This window comes from Stenotrophomonas sp. IS26 (genome assembly GCF_054188265.1).
The window spans coordinates 1-18,520 of the sequence record NZ_JBSZJV010000004.1 but is presented as its reverse complement, the minus strand read 5'-3'; the positions used below and the strand labels follow the sequence as shown (position 1 = coordinate 18,520).

The following is an 18,520-nucleotide window of genomic DNA, read 5'->3' as shown; positions in this document are numbered from 1 at the left end:
GCGCCTTTCCAGCACTTCAGACCGCGTCATGGCGTAGTCGGCCCTCATCTCGAGGAGCCTTGCCCATGCACCACCACCAACACCGACTTGCCGCCCTGGTCTTCGCCCTGGCGGCCGCCCTGCCACTCACCGCTCCCGCCGCACCCGCGGCGCTGGACAGCGCCCGGATCACCGCACTGGAATCGGCGATCGCCAGCCAGGACATCAAACAGGTCACCAGCGTGCTGCTGCTGGTGGACGGCCAGGTGGCGTACGAGGGCTACTTCAACGGCGGCACGGCGGAGACCCTCAATGACGTGCGCTCGGCCAGCAAGAGCGTGACCGCGATGCTGGTCGGCGCGGCCATCGGCGACGGGTCCCTGCCCGGCGTACAGGCCCGTGTTTACGACTACTTTCCCGCGTTCACCGCTGGCCATCCCGTCGATCCCCGGCTGCGCGCGATGACGGTGGAAGACCTGCTCACCATGAGCACGCTGTGGGAGTGCGATGACGAGAATGCATTCTCGGCCGGCAACGAAGAGCGCATGTACGTGACCGAGCACTGGCTGGACTTCGCGCTGTCGCTGCCGGTCAAAGGCTTCGCACCGTGGATGACGCGACCGGAAGACAGCCCGCACGGCCGCGCGCATGCCTACTGCACGGTCAATTCCTTCGTGCTCGGCGCGGTACTGGAACAGGCCACGAAGCGACCCTTGGCCGACTACGCCGCGCAGGTACTGGAGCGCCCGCTGGGCATCACCACGAGCAGATGGAACCGCTCACCGGAGGGCATCGGCATGGGCGGCGGTGGGACGCGTTACCGCAGCCGGGACCTGGCACGGTTGGGCGAACTGGTGCTGGCCGAGGGCCGTTGGCAGGGCAAGCAGCTGATCCCCGCCGGCTATGTGCGGGCGATGCTCAGCGCGCAGGCCACCGCCGGTGATGGCAGCGACTACGGCTATCAGTGGTGGGGGCTGAAGCTTCCGGTCGATGGGCACGGCAGCACCGTGTGGACGATGTCCGGCAACGGTGGCAACTACGTGTTCGTGATGCCGGAGAAAAAGCTGGTGGCGGTGATCACCAGCCAGGCCTACAACCGCAGCTACGCCCACCCGCAGTCGCGCCGCATCCTTACCGAGTTCCTGCTGCCCGCGCTGCGCTGAGGCCCTGGAGGTCTGTTGGCCGCCACGGGGCGGCCAACACCTGGGCACGCTGGGCAGATACGTCCGCCTCGATCGTGTCGAGCAGTCCCTGCCAGCCGGCCGCACCGTGCAGCGGCGCAAACAAGGGGGTGGCGCGCAACCACGCCGCATCGCGGAAGCCGGCGTTCACCGCGTGATGCAGGGCCGCCAGCGCTGCGGCGGCGTCGCCCCGCGCCTGCAGCAACAACGCGCGTTCCAGCGCGGTATCCGACCAACCATCGTCCGCCTGGCCCTCCAGCGCATGCAGGCGCGTGGCGACCCACGCCGGCGTGGCGGCCTCATCGCCATACAGCCCGGCCAGGGTCTGCCCCATCGACTGCTGCGGACGCAGGGCACGGCTACGCTCGAAGGCCTCTGCAGCGCCCTGCCGGTCCCCCTTCAACAGCAGCAGTTCGCCTTGCAGGCGCAGCAGTTGCGGATGCGGCGTGCCGCGGGCCAGCGCCTGATCGAGCGCCTGCTGCGCCTTGCCCGGCTCGCCCATCGCCAGCAGGCTGTGCGGCCAGGCGATGTTGGCGAACACATTGTCGGGATAGAGCTGGAAGTTGTGTGCATGGCGGCGCGCGGCGGCATCGGTGAAACCGAGCAGCTCCAGTTCGCGCGCGACCTGCACGTCGCGGAAGCGAACCCGCTCGGGCGCGCGCAGCGACAGGTTGTCCTGCAGCGCCTGCGCAAGGTACCCGCGTTCCTGATGCAGATAGGCCAGCGAGGCGCGGGTGCGCTCGTCATCCGGGTCGCGGTGCAGGGCCTGCTGGTAGTCGGCCATGGCCTGCGGCATCGCGCCGAGGCAATCGTAGGCGTAGCCCCGCGCCGCCCATCCGGCCGCATCGTCCGGCGCCATGCGGACCCCCTGGCCGGCCAGCACCAATGCCTCCTGCGCGCGCTCGCGGGCGCCATTGAACAGGCAGGCATCCGCAGCCAGCGCCCGCGCGAGCCCGCGCCGCGCCGCCAACGATTCGGGGTCGATCTGCAGCGCCTGGCGGTACAACGCCATCGCGCGCTCGTTGTTGCTGGCCTGGCCGATGCCCGCGTAATACGCAGCACGCTGCAGCACCGGATCGGCAGGCGACGCCGGCGCGGTGCCGGAGCGGATCGCGATCAACGCGGCAACCGCTGCGGCCGCTGTCATTCCCGCTGCCATCCAGACCCAGTGTGTACGTCCGTGCCTGCGTGTCGCGCGGGCACCCCCAGCGGTGACGGTGGCAACGGTGTCGTGCATCGCCGGCTGCGGCGGTGTGCACAGCTGGTAGCCACGGCCGCGCACCGAGCGCAGATACCGTGGCCGTCGGCTGTCATCGCCCAAGGCCTGCCTGAGCAACTTCACCCGCTGGCTGATCGCATCCTCGCCGACCACCGCCGGTGCCCACACCTGCTCGGCCAGCGTGTCGAAATCGACGACGGCGTCGCCATGCGCCAGCAGACACTCCAACAGCCGCCAACTCAGCCCGTTGACCGGCAACACCTCATCCCCGCGCCGCACTTGCTGTGCGGTGCGGTCGATGTGCAGATCCAGCAGGCGGACGGTCTCCATGCCGGCAAGCATAGGGCACGTGCCTGCGTCGCGGTGCCCCTTCCCGCGGGGCTTACTTCGCAGGGCCCTGGAACGGCGCCACCATCGCCTTGAGCAGGCTGCCCTGCGCATCGTCGCCGGTCAGCTCCCACATGAAGACACCGCGCAGGCCGCTGTCCTTGGCGAAATTCGCGCGCAGGCCGATCGAGGTGGGATCCTCGAAGCTGACGAAGACCTTCTCGGTGGGGTTGTACAACCACGGGCTCTGCGCAACCCGGTGCCAGTGCCGCTGCCAGCCGGGTTGGCCGAGCATGCTGGCCTGGATCTGCCGCCAGTCGCCGGCCGGATGCGGCACGCTGTAGGGCTGGTAGAGGCCATGATTGGCGTCGCCTTCAAGCTTGAAGCCGCGGCCGTAGAACGGCACCCCCAGCACCAGCTTCTCCTTCGGCACGCCCTGCTGCTCGTAGTAGGCCACCGCGCCGGCCACGCTGTTCCAGCGCTTCAGCCCGGGTGCCAGCGGATCTTCGGGCACCTCGTGCAGCGGCGCGTTGAAGGTGGACACCGCTGAAAAGCCGGTGCCCATGTCGTAGCTCATCAGGTTGATGAAATCGAGCGTGCGGCCGAGCGCCTTGAGCTCATAGCTCCGTGCCGGATCATACGGCCCATCGGTCTGCACGCGGCCGGCCGGCAGTGCGGCGGTGACCAGCCGGTGCTGGCCGTCGGCCTTGTCCAGCGCATCCAGCTGGCGGCGGAACTCGCGCACCAGCAGGGTCATGTTGCGGCGATCCTCCGGGCGGTCGGTGATCTCGGCCGGGCCGCCATACACGGGGAACTCCCAGTCGATGTCCACGCCGTCAAAGCTGCCGCGATGACGCTCGAAGAACATCGCCACGCAGGAAGACACGAAGCGCTGGCGGCTTTGGGCGGTCAGTGCTGCATCGGAGAAGCCCCCGGCGTTCCAGCCGCCGATCGAGATCAACGTGTGCAGCTTGGGATGCGCGCGCTTGAGCGTGGCCAGCGCCTTGAAGTGCGCATCCGCCTCCGGCGCGACCACGCATTGCCCTTGATCGATGGTGGCGAACGCGTAGAACAGATGGGTCAGCGTATCGGCCGGAATGTTCTCCACCGGATAGCGCTCGGCGGAGCCGCCGGGGTAATACGCACCGATCACCTTGGGCAACGGCTCGGCGGCGGAAGCGGCCTGCGGCATGACGCTGGCGATCAGGACGGCGAGGACAGCGACAGTAGAACGGAACATGGGATCTCCCGGATCGAAGGCGAGGCCACGTTAGCAGCGCGATGTGGTGTGTGGGCGCTTTACGCGGTGATGTCCTGCGAATCCGTCCGGCGGACACGCACGGCTGACCCGCGCGGGCCTGGCGACGGTCTGCAGGCCGCGCAGCGCGAGCGGGTAAGCGCCACAGACATGTCACCCGAGGGCGTCGACTGCGGCGCATGAACACGCAACCTGTCCCGCACGCCCCGCTGCGCAGAACGCGGGCACAAAAAAAGCGGGCCGAAGCCCGCTTTTTTCTTGTCTGCGTAGGCGTGAGGACCGACGGCCCTCACCTACCGCGAGATCGGCGTGGGCCGATTACTCGGCGGCCGGGGCGCCCTCGCCTTCTTCGACGGCCTTCATCGACAGGCGGATACGGCCCTGCTTGTCGACTTCCAGCACCTTGACCTTGACCACATCGCCTTCCTTCAGCACATCGCCGACCTTCTCGACGCGGTCGCTGGAGATCTGCGACACGTGGACCAGACCGTCCTTGCCCGGCAGGATCGTGACGAACGCACCGAAGTCCATGATCTTGGCGACCTTGCCTTCGTAGATGCGGCCCGGCTCGACGTCCGAGGTGATCTGCTCGATGCGGGCCTTGGCAGCCTGCGCAGCGATGGCATTGACCGATGCGATGACGATGGTGCCGTCATCCTGGATGTCGATCTGGGTGCCGGTTTCCTTGGTGATGGCCTGGATGGTGGAACCACCCTTGCCGATCACTTCGCGGATCTTGTCCGGGTGGATCTTGATGGTCAGCAGGCGCGGCGCGTAGTCCGACAGCTCTTCGCGCGGGGCGGTCAGGCCGTGGGCCATTTCACCCAGGATGTGCAGACGGCCAGCCTTGGCCTGCTGCAGTGCCTGCTTCATGATCTCTTCGGTGATGCCTTCGATCTTGATGTCCATCTGCAGGGCGGAGATGCCCTCAGCGGTACCGGCGACCTTGAAGTCCATGTCGCCCAGGTGATCTTCATCACCCAGGATGTCGGACAGGACGACGAAGCGCTCGCCTTCCTTGACCAGACCCATGGCGATACCGGCCACCGGCGACTTCACCGGCACGCCGGCGTCCATCAGGGCCAGCGAGGAACCGCAGACCGAGGCCATCGACGAGGAGCCGTTGGATTCGGTGATTTCCGAGACCACGCGGATGGTGTACGGGAAGGCTTCCAGCGACGGCATCACTGCCAGCACGCCGCGCTTGGCGAGACGGCCGTGGCCGATTTCGCGACGCTTCGGGCCCATCATGCGGCCGGTCTCGCCCACCGAGTAGGGGGGGAAGTTGTAATGGAAGAGGAAGTTTTCCTTGTACTCGCCGGCGACGGCATCGATGACCTGGCCATCACGGGCGGTGCCCAGGGTGATGGTCACGATGGCCTGCGTTTCACCGCGGGTGAACAGCGAGGAGCCGTGGGTACGCGGCAGGATGCCGGTCTTGACCGAGATCGGGCGGACGGTGTCCAGCGCACGGCCGTCGATGCGGACCTTGGTGTCGAGCACCGAGTTGCGCATGGTGCTGTATTCCAGCTCGCCGAATTCCTTCGACAGCTCGGCCGGGTTCCAGCCTTCGGCGGCCACACGGCCAGCCAGCGACTCGACCACGTCCTTCTTGATCGCCGAGATGGCGTCACGGCGCTGCAGCTTGTCGCGCACCTGGAAGGCTTCGCCCAGGCGCGGGCCGATGGCTTCCTGCAGGGCGCTGATCAGCACGTCGTTCTTGGCCGGGGCTTCCCAGGTCGACGGCTTGGTGCCGGCTTCCACGGTCAGCTCGTTGATCGCGTTGATGACCTTCTGCATTTCGCGGTGACCGAAGGTCACAGCGCCCAGCATCACGTCTTCGGACAGCAGCGCGGCTTCGGATTCCACCATCAGCACGGCGTTGGCGGTACCGGCGACAACCAGCTCCAGCTCCGAATCCTTCAGTTCGGTCACGGTCGGGTTGAGGATGTACTCACCGTTCTTGTAACCCACCTTGGCGGCGGCGATCGGACCCTTGAACGGGGTGCCGGCCAGCGACAGCGCAGCCGAGGCGCCGATCAGGGCAGCGATGTCGCCATCGATGTCCGGGTTCAGCGACATCACCGTGGCGATGATCTGAACTTCGTTCTTGTAGTCTTCCGGGAACAGCGGACGGATCGGGCGATCGATCAGGCGCGAAATCAGCGTCTCTTTTTCGGTCGCGCGGCCTTCGCGCTTGAAGAAACCGCCCGGGATACGGCCACCTGCGTAGAACTTCTCCTGATAGTCGCAGGTCAGGGGGAAGAAGTCCTGGCCCTCACGCGCGCTCTTGGCGGCAACGGCGGAGACCAGCAGCACGGTGTCGTCGAACTTGACGATGACGGCACCGCCGGCCTGACGGGCGATTTCGCCGGTTTCAAGCGTGACGGTGTGCTTGCCGTACTGGAAGGTTTTGGTGATTTTTGCCACGGGGGTTTCCTTGGATGATGCTTTCTTCAATGGACCGCGGGCGACCCTTGCCGCCGACGGGTGACCGGTTGTCCGGCCCATACGTTTGATGCGGTACTGCCAAAACAAAACCGCGGCGCATTCCTGCGCCGCGGTGGGGGTTCGTGCTTAGCGACGCAGGCCGAGCTTTTCGATCAGGGCCTTGTAACGCGGAGCGTCTTTCTTCTTCAGGTAGTCGAGCAGGCTGCGGCGGCGGTTGACCATCTGCAGCAGACCACGACGGCTGTGGTGATCCTTCTTGTGGGTCTTGAAGTGGCCGGTCAGCAGTTCGATGCGGGCGGTCAGCAGAGCGACCTGGACTTCCGGGGAGCCGGTGTCAGCCGCGCTGCGCTTGTTGTCTTCAATGACTTTCTGGGTGTCGATCGACATATCTGTTTTCTCTTGGATGCGTGGCCCGCAGAAACGTCCCATTGACGTACCGCGCGACTCGCCGTTAACGAAAGGATGAACCCGCAGAACGCGGGAAGCCTGAAAAGGCCGCGGAATTGTAACGTCCGCGGGCGTCCGGAACAAGGACCGGGGTGGTGCCCGGGCGGCTCGCTCAGAGGTTGAACAGGCGCTGCGGGGCCAGCAGACCGGTCTCGTCGACCTGGCCCAGGCCCTGGATTGCCTCCGCCGGGCCGAAGACCACCACCCCACCCTGCGGCCAGCTGGCGTCCCGGATCCGCTGCCCGACGCGGAAGCGACGGGTCTGCTCGTCGTCCAGCGTGACCCGGGCGTAATGGGCCAGACCCGCGTCCAGCGGCAGCAGCAGGGCCTCCATGCCGGCTTCATCGCCCTGCTCGGCTAAGGCGCGCAGGGTCTCCAGGGTGACCATCGGTGCCTCACGGAAGGGATCCACCCAGAGCCGGCGCAGGCCGGCGATATGGGCGCCGCAGCCCAGCGTCTCGCCAAGATCGCGGGCCAGGCTGCGGATGTAGGTGCCTGAACCGCAGGTCACCCGCAGCGACAGCCGGGTCGGTTGCTGCGCCAGCACCTCCAGGGCGTGGACCTCCACATCGCGCTCCGGCGCTTCGATCGCCTCGCCACGGCGGGCCTTCAGGTACAGCGGCTCGCCCCCCTGCTTGAGCGCGGAGTAGATCGGGGCGCGCTGGCGGATGCGACCGCGCAGCGGTGCCAGCGCCGCCTCCAGTTCGGCCGCACTGATGGCCGGGACCGGGCGCTCGCGCAGCACGGTGCCATCGGAATCGTCGGTATCGGTGGTCTGGCCCAGCACCACCTCGGCGTCATAGGCCTTGGCCGAGCCGAGCAGCAGGCCCGCGATCTTGGTCGCTTCGCCGAAGCACAGTGGCAGCAGACCGGTGGCCAGCGGATCCAGGCTGCCGGTGTGGCCGCCCTTCTCGGCGCGGTACAGGCGGCGGGCCACCTGCAGGGCCGCGTTGGAGCTCATGCCGGTCGGCTTGTCGAGCAGCAGGATGCCATCCAGGCGGCGGAATGAAATTCGGGGTGCCATGCATTCAATTCAAAACGGCGCCGTGTGGCGCTGCCGGTCAATCCGGCCTCCGGCGGAGCGGTCGCACTGCGACAGGCCCCGCCCCATAAGACAACAGCCCTTTCGGGCTGTTGGTCCATCAGGCTTTCTTTTCGCCTTCGTCGGCGTCTTCGCCTTCGTCGTCTTCGCCGCCATCATCACCCTGCCGGCTCTTCTCTGCCGCCAACGTATCGGGCAGATCGCGCAGGATGTTGTCGATGCGCTCGCCGCGATCCACCGAATCATCGTAGTGGAAGTGCAGCTCGGGCACATGGCGCAGCTTCATCGCCCGCGCCAGCTCCATCCGCAGCTCCCAGGCCAATTCCTTCAGGCCTTTCATGGCCTCCACCGAACGTTCGGGCATCAGCGCGGTGACGAAGATCTTGGCATGCGCCATGTCACGGGTGATTTCCACGTCGGAGACGCTCACCGAAGGCAGGCCGTGTACACGCACGGCGTTGTGCACGAGCGTCCCCAGTTCGCGGCGGATCTGGGCGGAAACACGGTCGGTTCGATGGAAGGTCTTTGGCACGGTAGGCGGACTCGTCTTGAAGGGTGATGCGTAAGCGAAAAAGCCGGACCGCGCGATGCGGTCCGGCCTGGAACATTACAGGGTGCGCGGCACTTCGATACGCTCGAAGCACTCGATCTGATCACCCGGCTTGACGTCGTTGTAAGCCTTCACGCCGATACCGCATTCGGTACCGTTGCGGACTTCTTCGACGTTCTCCTTGAAGCGACGCAGCGATTCCAGCTCGCCTTCGAAGACCACGACGCTGTCGCGCAGGACGCGGATCGGCTTGCTGCGCTTCACCGTGCCTTCGATGATCATGCAGCCTGCGACCGCACCGAACTTCGAGCTGCGGAACACATCGCGGACCTGGGCGATACCGATGATCTCTTCGCGGATTTCCACGCCGAGCAGACCGGAAGCCACCTGCTTCACCTGATCGATCACGTCATAGATGATCGAGAAGTAACGCAGGTCCACACCGTTGGACTCGATGATGCGACGCGCGGAGGCGTCGGCACGCACGTTGAAGCCGATCACGGTGGCCTTGGAGGCAACCGCCGAGTTGGCGTCCGATTCGGTGATGCCGCCCACGCCGGAGTGGATCACGTTGATGCGGATGTCGTCGTTGGACAGCGCGACCAGTGCCTGGCTCAGCGCCTGCACCGAACCCTGCACATCGGCCTTGATCACCAGGTTCAGCACCTGCTGGCCATCGCCCTTGCCCAGGGTCGCCATGATGTCTTCCATGCGGCTGCCGGCGGACTGCACCAGGCGCGATTCACGGCGCTTGGTTTCGCGCTGCTGCGCAACGTCCTTGGCCAGACGCTCGTCTTCGACCACGACGAAGTCATCACCGGCATCCGGCACGCCGGACAGACCCAGCACCTGCACCGGAATCGACGGGCCCGCCTGGTCAGGCTGTGCGCCGGTTTCGTCGAACAGGGCGCGCACACGGCCGTACTGGATACCGCACACCAGGTAATCGCCCTTCTTCAGCGAACCCTGCTGCACAAGCACGGTGGCGATCGGGCCACGGCCCTTGTCCAGCGAGGACTCGATGACCACGCCGGTGGCGCGACCGTCGGCCACGGCCTTCAGTTCGAGCAGTTCAGCCTGGATCGAGATCGCGTCCAGCAGGTCGTCGATGCCCAGACCGGCCTTGGCCGAGATCTCGACCATCTGCACGTCACCACCGAAATCTTCGGAGACGACCTGCTCGGTGAGCAGCTCGTTCTTGACGCGCATCGGATCGGCACCGGACTTGTCGATCTTGTTGATCGCCACGATCAGCGGCACACCCGCCGAACGGGCGTGCTGGATGGCTTCCTTGGTCTGCGGCATGACGCCGTCATCGGCCGCCACCACCAGCACCACGATGTCGGTCAGCTTGGCACCGCGGGCACGCATGGACGTAAACGCCGCGTGGCCCGGGGTATCCAGGAAGCTGATCACGCCCTTCGGCGTTTCAACGTGGTACGCACCGATGTGCTGGGTGATGCCACCGGCTTCGCCCGTGGCGACCTTGGTGCGGCGGATGTAATCCAGCAGCGAGGTCTTGCCGTGGTCGACGTGGCCCATGATGGTGACCACCGGCGGACGTGCCACCGGCTCGCCCTGGTTGCCACCAGCCAGCGCCAGCAGCGCGTCTTCGGCGTCGTTGGTGTTGGCACGGATCACGTTGTGGCCGAGTTCTTCGGTCACCAGCGCGGCGGTGTCATGGTCGATGGTCTGGGTGATGGTCGCCATGACGCCCATCTTGAACAGCGCCTTGACCACATCGCCGCCCTTGACGGCCAGCTTCTGGGCCAGATCGGCGACGGTGATGGTGTCGCCGATGGTGACGTCACGCACGATCGGCGCGACCGGACGTTCGAACCCATGGGCACCACCGCCGCTGCGCGACTGGTTGCTGTCACGGCGGCTGCCGTGCTGCACGCGCCCGGTCGGACGACCGCGCGAGTTGCTGTTGTTGCCGCGGCGGGCACGATCGGCGGCCGACAGATGCAGCTGACCGGCGAAGCGGTTGCCACCATCGTCGTCGCGCTTGGCGCCCGGACGGTTGTTGTTGTTCGAGTTGCGATCGTCCGAACGCGGTGCCGGACGGGCAGCCGACGGTGCAGCCGGGCGCGCGTTGCGGGCCGGTGCATCGGCAGCAGCCGGCTTGGCCGCAGCCGGGGCCGGGGCCGGCGGTGCGTTCTTGGCCGCTTCAGCAGCGGCTTCGGCCGCCTTGCGCTCGGCTTCGGCACGTTCCTTGGCGTCGATTTCTTCCTGACGCTTGCGGGCGATTTCTTCGTCGCGCGCACGGTCCTTCTCGGCCAGTGCGCGCTGCTCGTCCAGATTGCGCTGGCGGGATTCCTCCAGCTTGCGCAGGATGTCGGCGCGCTCCTCATCCGCGGTCATCGGCTTGCCGCTGGCGTCCTTCATGTAGGTACGCTTCTGGCGCACTTCCACGTTGACGGTCGTCTTGCTGCGGCCGGCACTGACGGTCACTTCCTGCAACTTGCGACGGTTCAGGGTGATCTTCTTGGCGGCTTCGTCGGTGCTCTCGACGGGCTGCTCGGTCTTGCCGTGCGAGCGACGAAGGAAGCCCAGGAGCTTCACCTTTTCGGTACTGGTCACGACCTGGTCGGGACCGCTGAACTTCATGCCGGCTTCGGCAAGTTGTACGAGCAGTTTATCGACCGGGGTGTTGACCAGTTCGGCAAGCTTGCGGATGGTGGTTTGCTGCGACATTCGGATCCTATGATCTGGTTGGCGCTCCCTCGAAACGTGCGAAGGCAGCGCGGAGTCTAAGCCCTGAGCGGGTCAGGGCACTGTTCATCGCTGGCTCATTCGCCGCGCTCCAGGCGGGCGATCTCCTCGGCTCGGGCGGCAAGGATCAGGGCGGCGGCGCGCTCCTGGTCCATGTCCTCGATGCCGAACTCGAGGATCTCGTCGGCGGCCAGGTCCGACAGGTCCTCACTGGTACGCACGCCGTGACCGGCCAGGGCGTAGGCAGTTGCCTCGTCCATGCCTTCCAGGGCGAGCAGGTCTTCCGACGGCGAGCCGTCTTCCAGACCTTCTTCCACCGCGAGCGCTTCGTTGAGCAGCGCATCGCGGGCACGGGCACGCAGCTCTTCGACGATGTCTTCGTCGAAGCCTTCCACGGCCAGCAGTTCGCCGACCGGGACGTAGGCGATTTCTTCCACGGTGTTGAAGCCTTCGGTCACCAGGATGGCGGCGATTTCTTCATCCACTTCCAGCTTGTCCATGAACAGCTGGCGGGCAACACCCTGCTCTGCCTCGGACTTGGCGGTCACCTGGTCCTGGGTCATCACATTGAGCTGCCAACCGGTCAGGCGGCTCGCAAGACGGACGTTCTGGCCGCCCTTGCCGATCGCCTGGGCCAGGCGCTCTTCCGCCACGGCCAGGTCCATCGAGTGCTTTTCTTCATCGACGATGATCGACTGCACTTCCGCCGGCGCCATCGCGTTGATGACGAAGTTGGCGGGGTTCTCGTTCCACAGCACGATGTCCACGCGCTCGCCATTGAGCTCGTTGGACACGGCCTGCACGCGCGAACCGCGCATGCCGATGCAGGCACCGATCGGATCGGTACGCGAATCGTGGGCCAGCACGGCGATCTTGGCGCGGTCGCCCGGATCACGTGCACAGGCCTTGATCTCGACCAGGCCCTGGCCGACTTCCGGCACTTCGAGCTTGAACAGTTCGATCATGAATTCCGGGGCGGCGCGGCTGATGAACAGCTGCGGGCCACGCGGTTCGGAGCGAACTTCGGCCAGGTAACCGCGCACGCGGTCGCCAGCGCGCAGTACGTCGCGCGGAATGCCCTTGTCCTTCGGAATGAAGGCCTCGGCGTTGCCGCCCAGGTCCACATAGATGTTGCCGCGCTCGGCGCGCTTGACCACACCGGTGACCAGTTCGCCGACGCGATCCTTCCACGCATCGACCACCTGCTGACGCTCGGCCTCGCGCACGCGCTGGACGATCACCTGCTTGGCGGCCTGTGCGGCGATACGGCCGAAGTCCGGGTTTTCGATCTGCTCTTCGATGTAGTCGCCGACTTCCACGCCGTCAGCTTCATCGATGGCGTCCATCAGACGGATCTGGCGGTCCGGGGACTCCATGACCACGTCATCGGCCACCACTTCCCAGCGGCGGAAGGTTTCGTAGTTGCCGTCCTTGTGGTCGATCGACACACGGGCCAGCACTTCTTCTTCCGGGTAACGCTTTTTGGCAGCCGAAGCCAACGCTGCCTCGATGGCATCGAAGATGACTTCGCGCGGGACGCCTTTTTCGTTGGCGACCGCATCCACTACCAGCAAAAGTTCCTTGCTCATTGGCTCACTCCGCGCGCGGCTTTTTGGCCGCCGGCTCGTTGGATGGTTTCTTGTTCGCCTTGCCACCCTGTTTGGGTGCCGGGCCAGTCGGTTTGGTCGGAGCCAGGCCGAGGGCGGCCCAGTCCGGCATGATGCGCGCCTTGTCGATGTTGTCGATGTCGGCGGTAAACGGGGCATTGTCGACCTTGAAGGTGACCGTGCCTTGTTCGATATCCACGGCGAGGATCTCGCCCTGCAGACGGCGGCGGCCGTCCTGCGGCAGGCTCAGCGTCACCTTGGCGGATTCGCCGATGGCGCGCTCGAACTGGTCGCCGGTGAACAGCGGGCGGTCCACGCCCGGCGAAGACACTTCCAGCGTGTAGTTCGCCGTGATCGGGTCCTCGACGTCCAGCTGGGCGGACACTTCGCGGCTGACGCGTTCGCAGTCGTCGATGTTGACGATGCGCTCGGGCTGTTCGGCCAGCGGCACGTCGATGTACAGGCGCAGCGTGGCACCACCCGGGGCGGTCAGATATTCCACGCCCAGCAGCTCGAGACCCAGCGACTGAACGGTGGGGGCGAGCAGATTCGCGATTTCGGTTGCCTTGTCGCTCACAGTCGGCCTTGATTCGTTGAAAAGAAATACGGGTCTGGTCCGTTGCATGGACCACCTTCCGGAAACAACAAAGGGCCCGTTGGGCCCCTGTCCGGTACAACTCCGGTCATGCTGGATTCCGGTGCAGATGCGCACGTGGTGCGTTCCTGCGAGCCCAGCGTTCCGGGGGTCACGGCGGCCTGGGTACAGGTTGCCGTTCCTGGAAGCCGGTTGCGGGGCCTGTTCATTTCCGTTGACAGGAGATGAGTAGACAGTCCGCTAAGCCACTGATGATAGCCGTTGCACCGCGCTGGTGCAATGGCTGGGGTGGTTTGTGGTGTCTCTATTCGGAAAGCTGAACAGCCAAAGCGGGCTGTTTCGGCTTTCGTCCAGGGCATCGGTGCAGGCAGGTCCGCGGGACGCGCCGTGAACCCCGCTCCGCGGCCCGGCCCAGCCGCTGGCGGCTGTGCGTTCGAACGCATGCGAGGCAGTGCCTCGCAGGCAATGCGCCCTCACCCATGGGGGCTCATGGGCGACATCCATGTCGCCCAATGGTCCCGCCAACCACTACTCGTCATTGATCTTGGGTGCGCTTCGATGCCGATGCCATAACGAAAAAAGCGACCTCGTTGCCGAGATCGCCTTTTCGTCTACTGCATCTGCACTGCAGATTTTCTGTGGTAGCGGGGGCAGGATTTGAACCTGCGACCTTCGGGTTATGAGCCCGACGAGCTGCCAGACTGCTCCACCCCGCAGCAGAAGCGGAATTGTAAGGGAGTTTGAGTTCCCGTGCAACCCCTTTGAAACATCGGCTGTGAAAGGCGAGCCAGACCCAGGAACGAAAAAAGCGACACCGTTTCCGGTATCGCTTGATTCGTCCACTGCCTCCGGTTTGCACCGGAGCTATATGGTAGCGGGGGCAGGATTTGAACCTGCGACCTTCGGGTTATGAGCCCGACGAGCTGCCAGACTGCTCCACCCCGCAGCAGAAGCGGATGAGTGCGGAAGACCCGGGGGCTTCCTAGCAACGATGTTCTGGCGAAACCGCTGCATCAACAACTCAGGAGATGAATATTACACGAGTTGCGCACGTTTGTATCGTTTTTTACGAAATATGTGCAAATGCCTGCTGGCACCACACCATGATCGGGTTCCACGCCACACCCAGGGCCAGCAGCGCCAGGGCATTCACGCCCAGCACCACGCCCAGCACGCGGTCGTTGTTGGCCGGCAGCGGCTCACCCACCGGCTCATCGAAGTACATGACCTTGATCACGCGCAGGTAGTAGAAGCAGCCGATCACGGCGCAGATCACGCCGACCATGGCCAGCCACAGCATGTCGCCCTGGATCGCGGCACCGAGCACGGCCAGTTTGGTCCAGAAGCCCAGGAACGGCGGGATGCCTGCCAGCGACGCCATGATGCACAGCACCAGGCCGGCCATCCACGGGTTGCGGGCATTCAGACCCTTGAAGTCTTCGATCTTATCGGCTTCAAAGCCATTGCGCGACAAGGCGATGATCGCGCCGAACGCAGCAGTGGACATGATCGCGTAGCTCAGGGCGTAGAACAGCGCCGCCGAGTAACCCCGCTCGCCACCACCGGCCATGCCCATCAGCAGGAAGCCGATGTGCGAGACGGTCGAGAACGCGAGCATGCGCTTGAGGTTGGTCTGCGCGATCGCCATCAGATTGCCGATCACCAGCGACAGTGCGGCCAGACCACCGATCAGGTACTTCCACTCGTCGGCCAGCGGACCCACGCCCATTTCCAGCAGGCGGTAGGCCATGCCGAACGCCGCCAGCTTCGGGGCCGAGCTGATGAACAGCGCGACCGGTGCCGGGGCACCCTGGTAGACGTCGGGCAGCCACATGTGGAACGGGGCGGCACCCAGCTTGAAGGCCACGCCGGCGATCATGAACACCGCGCCGGTCAGCAGCAGCATCTTCTCTTCGGTATGCGGAATGGCCGCGTTGATGGCATCCAGGTGCAGCGAGCCGGTGGCGCCGTAGATCAGCGACATGCCGTACAGCAGCAGGCCCGACGCCAGCGAGCCGAGCACGATGTACTTCATCGCCGCTTCCGAGGCCAGGCCGTTTTCACGGTTGCTGGCGACCAGGGCGTAAGAGCACAGCGCCAGCAGTTCCAGGCCCAGATAGACCATCAGCAGGCTGCCGGCCGAGACCAGGATCATCATGCCCGCGGTGGCGAACAGGATCAGCACCGGGATCTCGCCCTGGTAGAGCTTGCGCTCGCGCAGGTAGCTCCAACCGTAGATCAGGGTCAGGCCGCTGCACAGCACGATCACGGTCTTCATCACGTCGGCCGCGTTGTCGCGGACGAACATGCCGTGGAAGACCTCGCCCTGCCCGCCCACTCCGGTGGCGAGCATGAAGAACACGACCGCCAGCGCAGCGATCGAGAACAGGTGGGTCCAGATCTTGTTCTTCTCACTGATGAAAAGATCAAGCATCAACAGGGCGAACGCACTGCCAACCAGCACCAGCTCGGGAGCGAGCGGCGGGAGGTCAGCGGCGGTCAGTGGCAACAGCGGCGAGGTGGTCATCATCAAATCCTGGAATCAATACTCTCGACGGCCCGATTACAGCAGCTTGCTGGATGCGATCTGCATCGCCAGCTTCGCGATCGAGGGCTCCATCAGGTAGGTCAGCGGCTTGGGGTACAGGCCCAGGGCAAGGGTGCCCACGGCGAATACACCCAACACCAGCCACTCGCGACCGTTGATGTCCTTCAGTTCAGCGACATGGGCGTTGGCCACTTCACCGAAGAACACGCGCTTGTACAGCCACAGCGTATACGCCGCGGTGATCACCAGGGTGCTCGCCGCGCCGAGTGCCAGCCACGGATTGCGCTGGAAGCTGGCCATGATGATCATGAATTCACCGACGAAACCGCTGGTACCCGGCAGGCCGGCATTGGCCATGAAGAACAGCATGGCGAAGGTGGCGAACCAGGGCATCACGTTGACCACGCCGCCGTAATCGGCGATGCGGCGGCTGTGCATGCGGTCGTACAGCACACCCACGCAGGAGAACATCGCGCCGGACACGAAACCGTGCGAGACCATCTGCACCATCGCGCCCTGCAGGCCCAGGCGGGCTGCGTCCGGGTTACCGGCGTCACGCACCAGCCACAGGGCGATGAAGGTGCCCAGGGTGACGAAGCCCATGTGCGCGATCGACGAATAGGCGATCAGCTTCTTCATGTCGTCCTGCACCAGGGCGACCAGGCCGACGTAGATCACCGCAATGAGCGACAGCGCGATCACCAGCCAGGCCCATTCATGCGAGGCGTCCGGCACGATCGGCAGGTTGAAGCGCAGGAAGCCGTAGCCACCGATCTTCAGGGCGATGGCGGCCAGGATCACCGAGCCGGCGGTCGGCGCTTCCACGTGGGCGTCCGGCAGCCAGGTGTGGACCGGGAACATCGGCACCTTGACCGCGAAGGCGATCAGGAAGGCGAAGAAGATCCAGGTCTGTTCCTTGCCCGACAGCTGCAGCTGGTACAGGTCGGCCAGCTGGAAGCTGCCGCCCTTCAGGTACAGGTAGATCAGGGCCACCAGCATCAGCACCGAGCCGAGGAAGGTGTACAGGAAGAACTTCAGCGCGGCATAGATGCGGCGCGGGCCGCCCCAGACACCGATGATCAGGAACATCGGGATCAGCATCGCTTCGAAGAACACGTAGAACAGCATCGCGTCCGTCGCCGAGAAGATACCGACGGTGACACCTTCCAGGATCAGGAAGGCGGCCACGTACTGGTTCACGCGCTTGTCGATCGCGCTCCAGGCACCGATAAGGGCCAGCACCGAGACCAGCGTGGTCAGCAGGATCAGCGCGATCGCGATGCCGTCGACGCCGAGGTTGTAGCCGATGTCGTAGGCGGGAATCCAGGCGCGGGACTCGACGAACTGCAGCGCGTCGATTCCCGTGTCATAGCCGCTGAGCAGCGACAGGCTGGCCACGAAGGTCAGCACCGCGACGCCCAGGGACGCCCACCGGGCGGTTTGGGCATCACGGATGGCAAGGATCAAGGCACCGCCGATGATCGGCAGCCAGATGAGAACACTAAGTAGGGGCCAGTTCGACACGTCTTCTTATTCCGTACAGGTCATCAACGCAGGTAATGCATCAGGACGCCCAGAAGGGCAATCAGGCCGATGATCATCGCGAAGGCGTAGTGATAGAGGAAACCGGATTGGGTGCGACGCAGCAGGTTGGCCGCCAGATCGATCAGGCGCGCCGAACCGTTGACCACCACACCATCGACCACATTCGTGTCGATCGCGCGCGAAACCTTGCCGAGCTTGATACCGCCGCCGGCGAAACCGCCGATCCAGAGCTTGTCGAAGCCGTACTTGTTCTCCAGCACCGACACGATCGGCGCGAAGGTCTTGCGGGCCTTGCCGGCCAGTTCCGGCTTCCACAGGTAGAACAGCGCCGCCAGCAGGAAGCCGACCACCGTCAGGATGAAGGCCGGGGCCATCATGCCGTGGATCGCGAAGGCCACCGGGCCGTGGAACTCTTCGGCCAGCGCACCGATGGTGTTGCGCGCCGGGTCGTAGAAATCAACGATGCCGGTGAAGAACGAATGCACCTGGCCCGGGATGGCGGCGTCGGCGTGGTCGCCGGCCCAGTCGGTGCCATACAGCATCGGACCGATGCTGAAGAAACCGATGACCATCGAGGGGATCGCCAGCAGGATCAGCGGCAGCGTCACCACCCACGGGGTTTCGTGCGGCTCATGCGCGCCATGGCCGTGGCCATGATCGTCATGATGCGCGTCGCCGTGGTGGGCGTCGGCTGCATGCGCGTCGGCGGCGTGGTGATCGTCATGGCCGTGGCCGTGATCGTCGTGCGCGTCGCGGAAGCGTTCCTTGCCATGGAAGGTCAGGAACAGCAGGCGGAAGCTGTAGAAGCTGGTCACGACCACGCCACCCAGCACCGCCCAGTACCCGTAGGTTGCCACCCAGCTCGAGGACACATGCGCGTGGTGCTGCGCGGCCTCGATGATGGTGTCCTTGGAGTAGAAGCCGGAGAAGAACGGGGTACCGACCAGGGCCAGCGTACCGATCCACATGGTGACGAAGGTGATCGGCATGTACTTGCGCAGGCCGCCCATCTTGCGCATGTCCTGCTCGTGGTGCATGGCGATGATCACCGAGCCC

General features: G+C 65.2%; 13 protein-coding genes and 2 tRNA genes. 1 reads left to right on the top strand and 14 read right to left on the bottom strand.

The window, feature by feature from the left end; genetic code table 11:
• Window positions 1–65 precede the first annotated feature (65 nt).
• A complete protein-coding gene (locus ACW6W5_RS05330) occupies window positions 66–1,142 on the top strand; it encodes a serine hydrolase domain-containing protein (RefSeq protein ID WP_121038373.1) in 1,077 nt (358 codons plus the stop codon).
• Here ACW6W5_RS05330 and ACW6W5_RS05325 read toward each other — a convergent pair.
• The 14 genes from ACW6W5_RS05325 to ACW6W5_RS05260 all read right to left on the bottom strand — a co-directional run.
• Complete coding sequence (locus ACW6W5_RS05325) at window positions 1,111–2,709, bottom strand: winged helix-turn-helix domain-containing protein (protein WP_226956672.1); 1,599 nt, start codon at window positions 2,707–2,709, stop codon at window positions 1,111–1,113. The genes ACW6W5_RS05330 and ACW6W5_RS05325 overlap by 32 nt on opposite strands.
• 52 nt (window positions 2,710–2,761) lie before the next feature.
• Entirely contained in the window at window positions 2,762–3,946 is a 1,185-nt protein-coding gene (locus ACW6W5_RS05320) for a glycoside hydrolase family 18 protein (RefSeq protein WP_152153393.1), read from the bottom strand.
• Between the two features lie 336 nt (window positions 3,947–4,282).
• Window positions 4,283–6,394, bottom strand: a complete 2,112-nt coding sequence (gene pnp, locus ACW6W5_RS05315) for a polyribonucleotide nucleotidyltransferase (RefSeq protein ID WP_121038382.1) — start codon at window positions 6,392–6,394, stop codon at window positions 4,283–4,285.
• Window positions 6,395–6,541: 147 nt separating this feature from the next.
• Entirely contained in the window at window positions 6,542–6,802 is a 261-nt protein-coding gene (rpsO, locus tag ACW6W5_RS05310) for a 30S ribosomal protein S15 (protein ID WP_038687260.1), read from the bottom strand.
• A 172-nt stretch (window positions 6,803–6,974) separates the two neighbouring features.
• Window positions 6,975–7,886: a tRNA pseudouridine(55) synthase TruB gene (truB, locus tag ACW6W5_RS05305; protein ID WP_152153392.1), complete on the bottom strand. Its 912-nt coding sequence runs from the start codon at window positions 7,884–7,886 to the stop codon at window positions 6,975–6,977.
• A 118-nt stretch (window positions 7,887–8,004) separates the two neighbouring features.
• On the bottom strand, window positions 8,005–8,436 hold the full coding sequence (gene rbfA, locus ACW6W5_RS05300; RefSeq protein ID WP_121038388.1) for a 30S ribosome-binding factor RbfA: 432 nt from the start codon (window positions 8,434–8,436) through the stop codon (window positions 8,005–8,007).
• A gap of 75 nt (window positions 8,437–8,511) precedes the next feature.
• Window positions 8,512–11,151, bottom strand: coding sequence for a translation initiation factor IF-2 (gene infB / locus ACW6W5_RS05295; RefSeq protein ID WP_152153391.1), 2,640 nt, complete (start codon window positions 11,149–11,151; stop codon window positions 8,512–8,514).
• 95 nt (window positions 11,152–11,246) lie between these two features.
• Window positions 11,247–12,758 carry a transcription termination factor NusA gene (gene nusA / locus ACW6W5_RS05290; RefSeq protein ID WP_121038394.1) on the bottom strand — a complete coding sequence of 504 codons (1,512 nt, stop codon included), beginning with the start codon at window positions 12,756–12,758 and terminating at the stop codon, window positions 11,247–11,249.
• 4 nt (window positions 12,759–12,762) lie between these two features.
• Entirely contained in the window at window positions 12,763–13,353 is a 591-nt protein-coding gene (rimP, locus tag ACW6W5_RS05285; protein ID WP_121038397.1) for a ribosome maturation factor RimP, read from the bottom strand.
• A gap of 657 nt (window positions 13,354–14,010) precedes the next feature.
• Window positions 14,011–14,087: transfer RNA gene (locus tag ACW6W5_RS05280), tRNA-Met, on the bottom strand.
• Between the two features lie 153 nt (window positions 14,088–14,240).
• Window positions 14,241–14,317 (bottom strand) — tRNA-Met (locus ACW6W5_RS05275).
• A gap of 120 nt (window positions 14,318–14,437) precedes the next feature.
• Window positions 14,438–15,898, bottom strand: a complete 1,461-nt coding sequence (gene nuoN / locus ACW6W5_RS05270) for an NADH-quinone oxidoreductase subunit NuoN (protein WP_152153390.1) — start codon at window positions 15,896–15,898, stop codon at window positions 14,438–14,440.
• Window positions 15,899–15,934: 36 nt separating this feature from the next.
• Window positions 15,935–17,443 carry an NADH-quinone oxidoreductase subunit M gene (locus ACW6W5_RS05265; RefSeq protein ID WP_152153388.1) on the bottom strand — a complete coding sequence of 503 codons (1,509 nt, stop codon included), beginning with the start codon at window positions 17,441–17,443 and terminating at the stop codon, window positions 15,935–15,937.
• 23 nt (window positions 17,444–17,466) lie between these two features.
• On the bottom strand, window positions 17,467–18,520 hold a 1,054-nt coding region (locus ACW6W5_RS05260; RefSeq protein ID WP_458233630.1), incomplete at its 5' end, for a proton-conducting transporter transmembrane domain-containing protein.

Excerpts from the sequence above, each read along its gene's own strand:
- ACW6W5_RS05330 (WP_121038373.1), top strand. The coding sequence starts at position 66 with ATGCACCACCACCAACACCGACTTGCCGCCCTGGTCTTCGCCCTGGCG.
- rpsO (WP_038687260.1), bottom strand. The coding sequence starts at position 6,802 with ATGTCGATCGACACCCAGAAAGTCATTGAAGACAACAAGCGCAGCGCG.
- nusA (WP_121038394.1), bottom strand. The coding sequence starts at position 12,758 with ATGAGCAAGGAACTTTTGCTGGTAGTGGATGCGGTCGCCAACGAAAAA.
- nuoN (WP_152153390.1), bottom strand. The coding sequence starts at position 15,898 with ATGACCACCTCGCCGCTGTTGCCACTGACCGCCGCTGACCTCCCGCCG.
- ACW6W5_RS05320 (WP_152153393.1), bottom strand. The coding sequence starts at position 3,946 with ATGTTCCGTTCTACTGTCGCTGTCCTCGCCGTCCTGATCGCCAGCGTC.
- ACW6W5_RS05325 (WP_226956672.1), bottom strand. The coding sequence starts at position 2,709 with ATGGAGACCGTCCGCCTGCTGGATCTGCACATCGACCGCACCGCACAG.
- infB (WP_152153391.1), bottom strand. The coding sequence starts at position 11,151 with ATGTCGCAGCAAACCACCATCCGCAAGCTTGCCGAACTGGTCAACACC.
- truB (WP_152153392.1), bottom strand. The coding sequence starts at position 7,886 with ATGGCACCCCGAATTTCATTCCGCCGCCTGGATGGCATCCTGCTGCTC.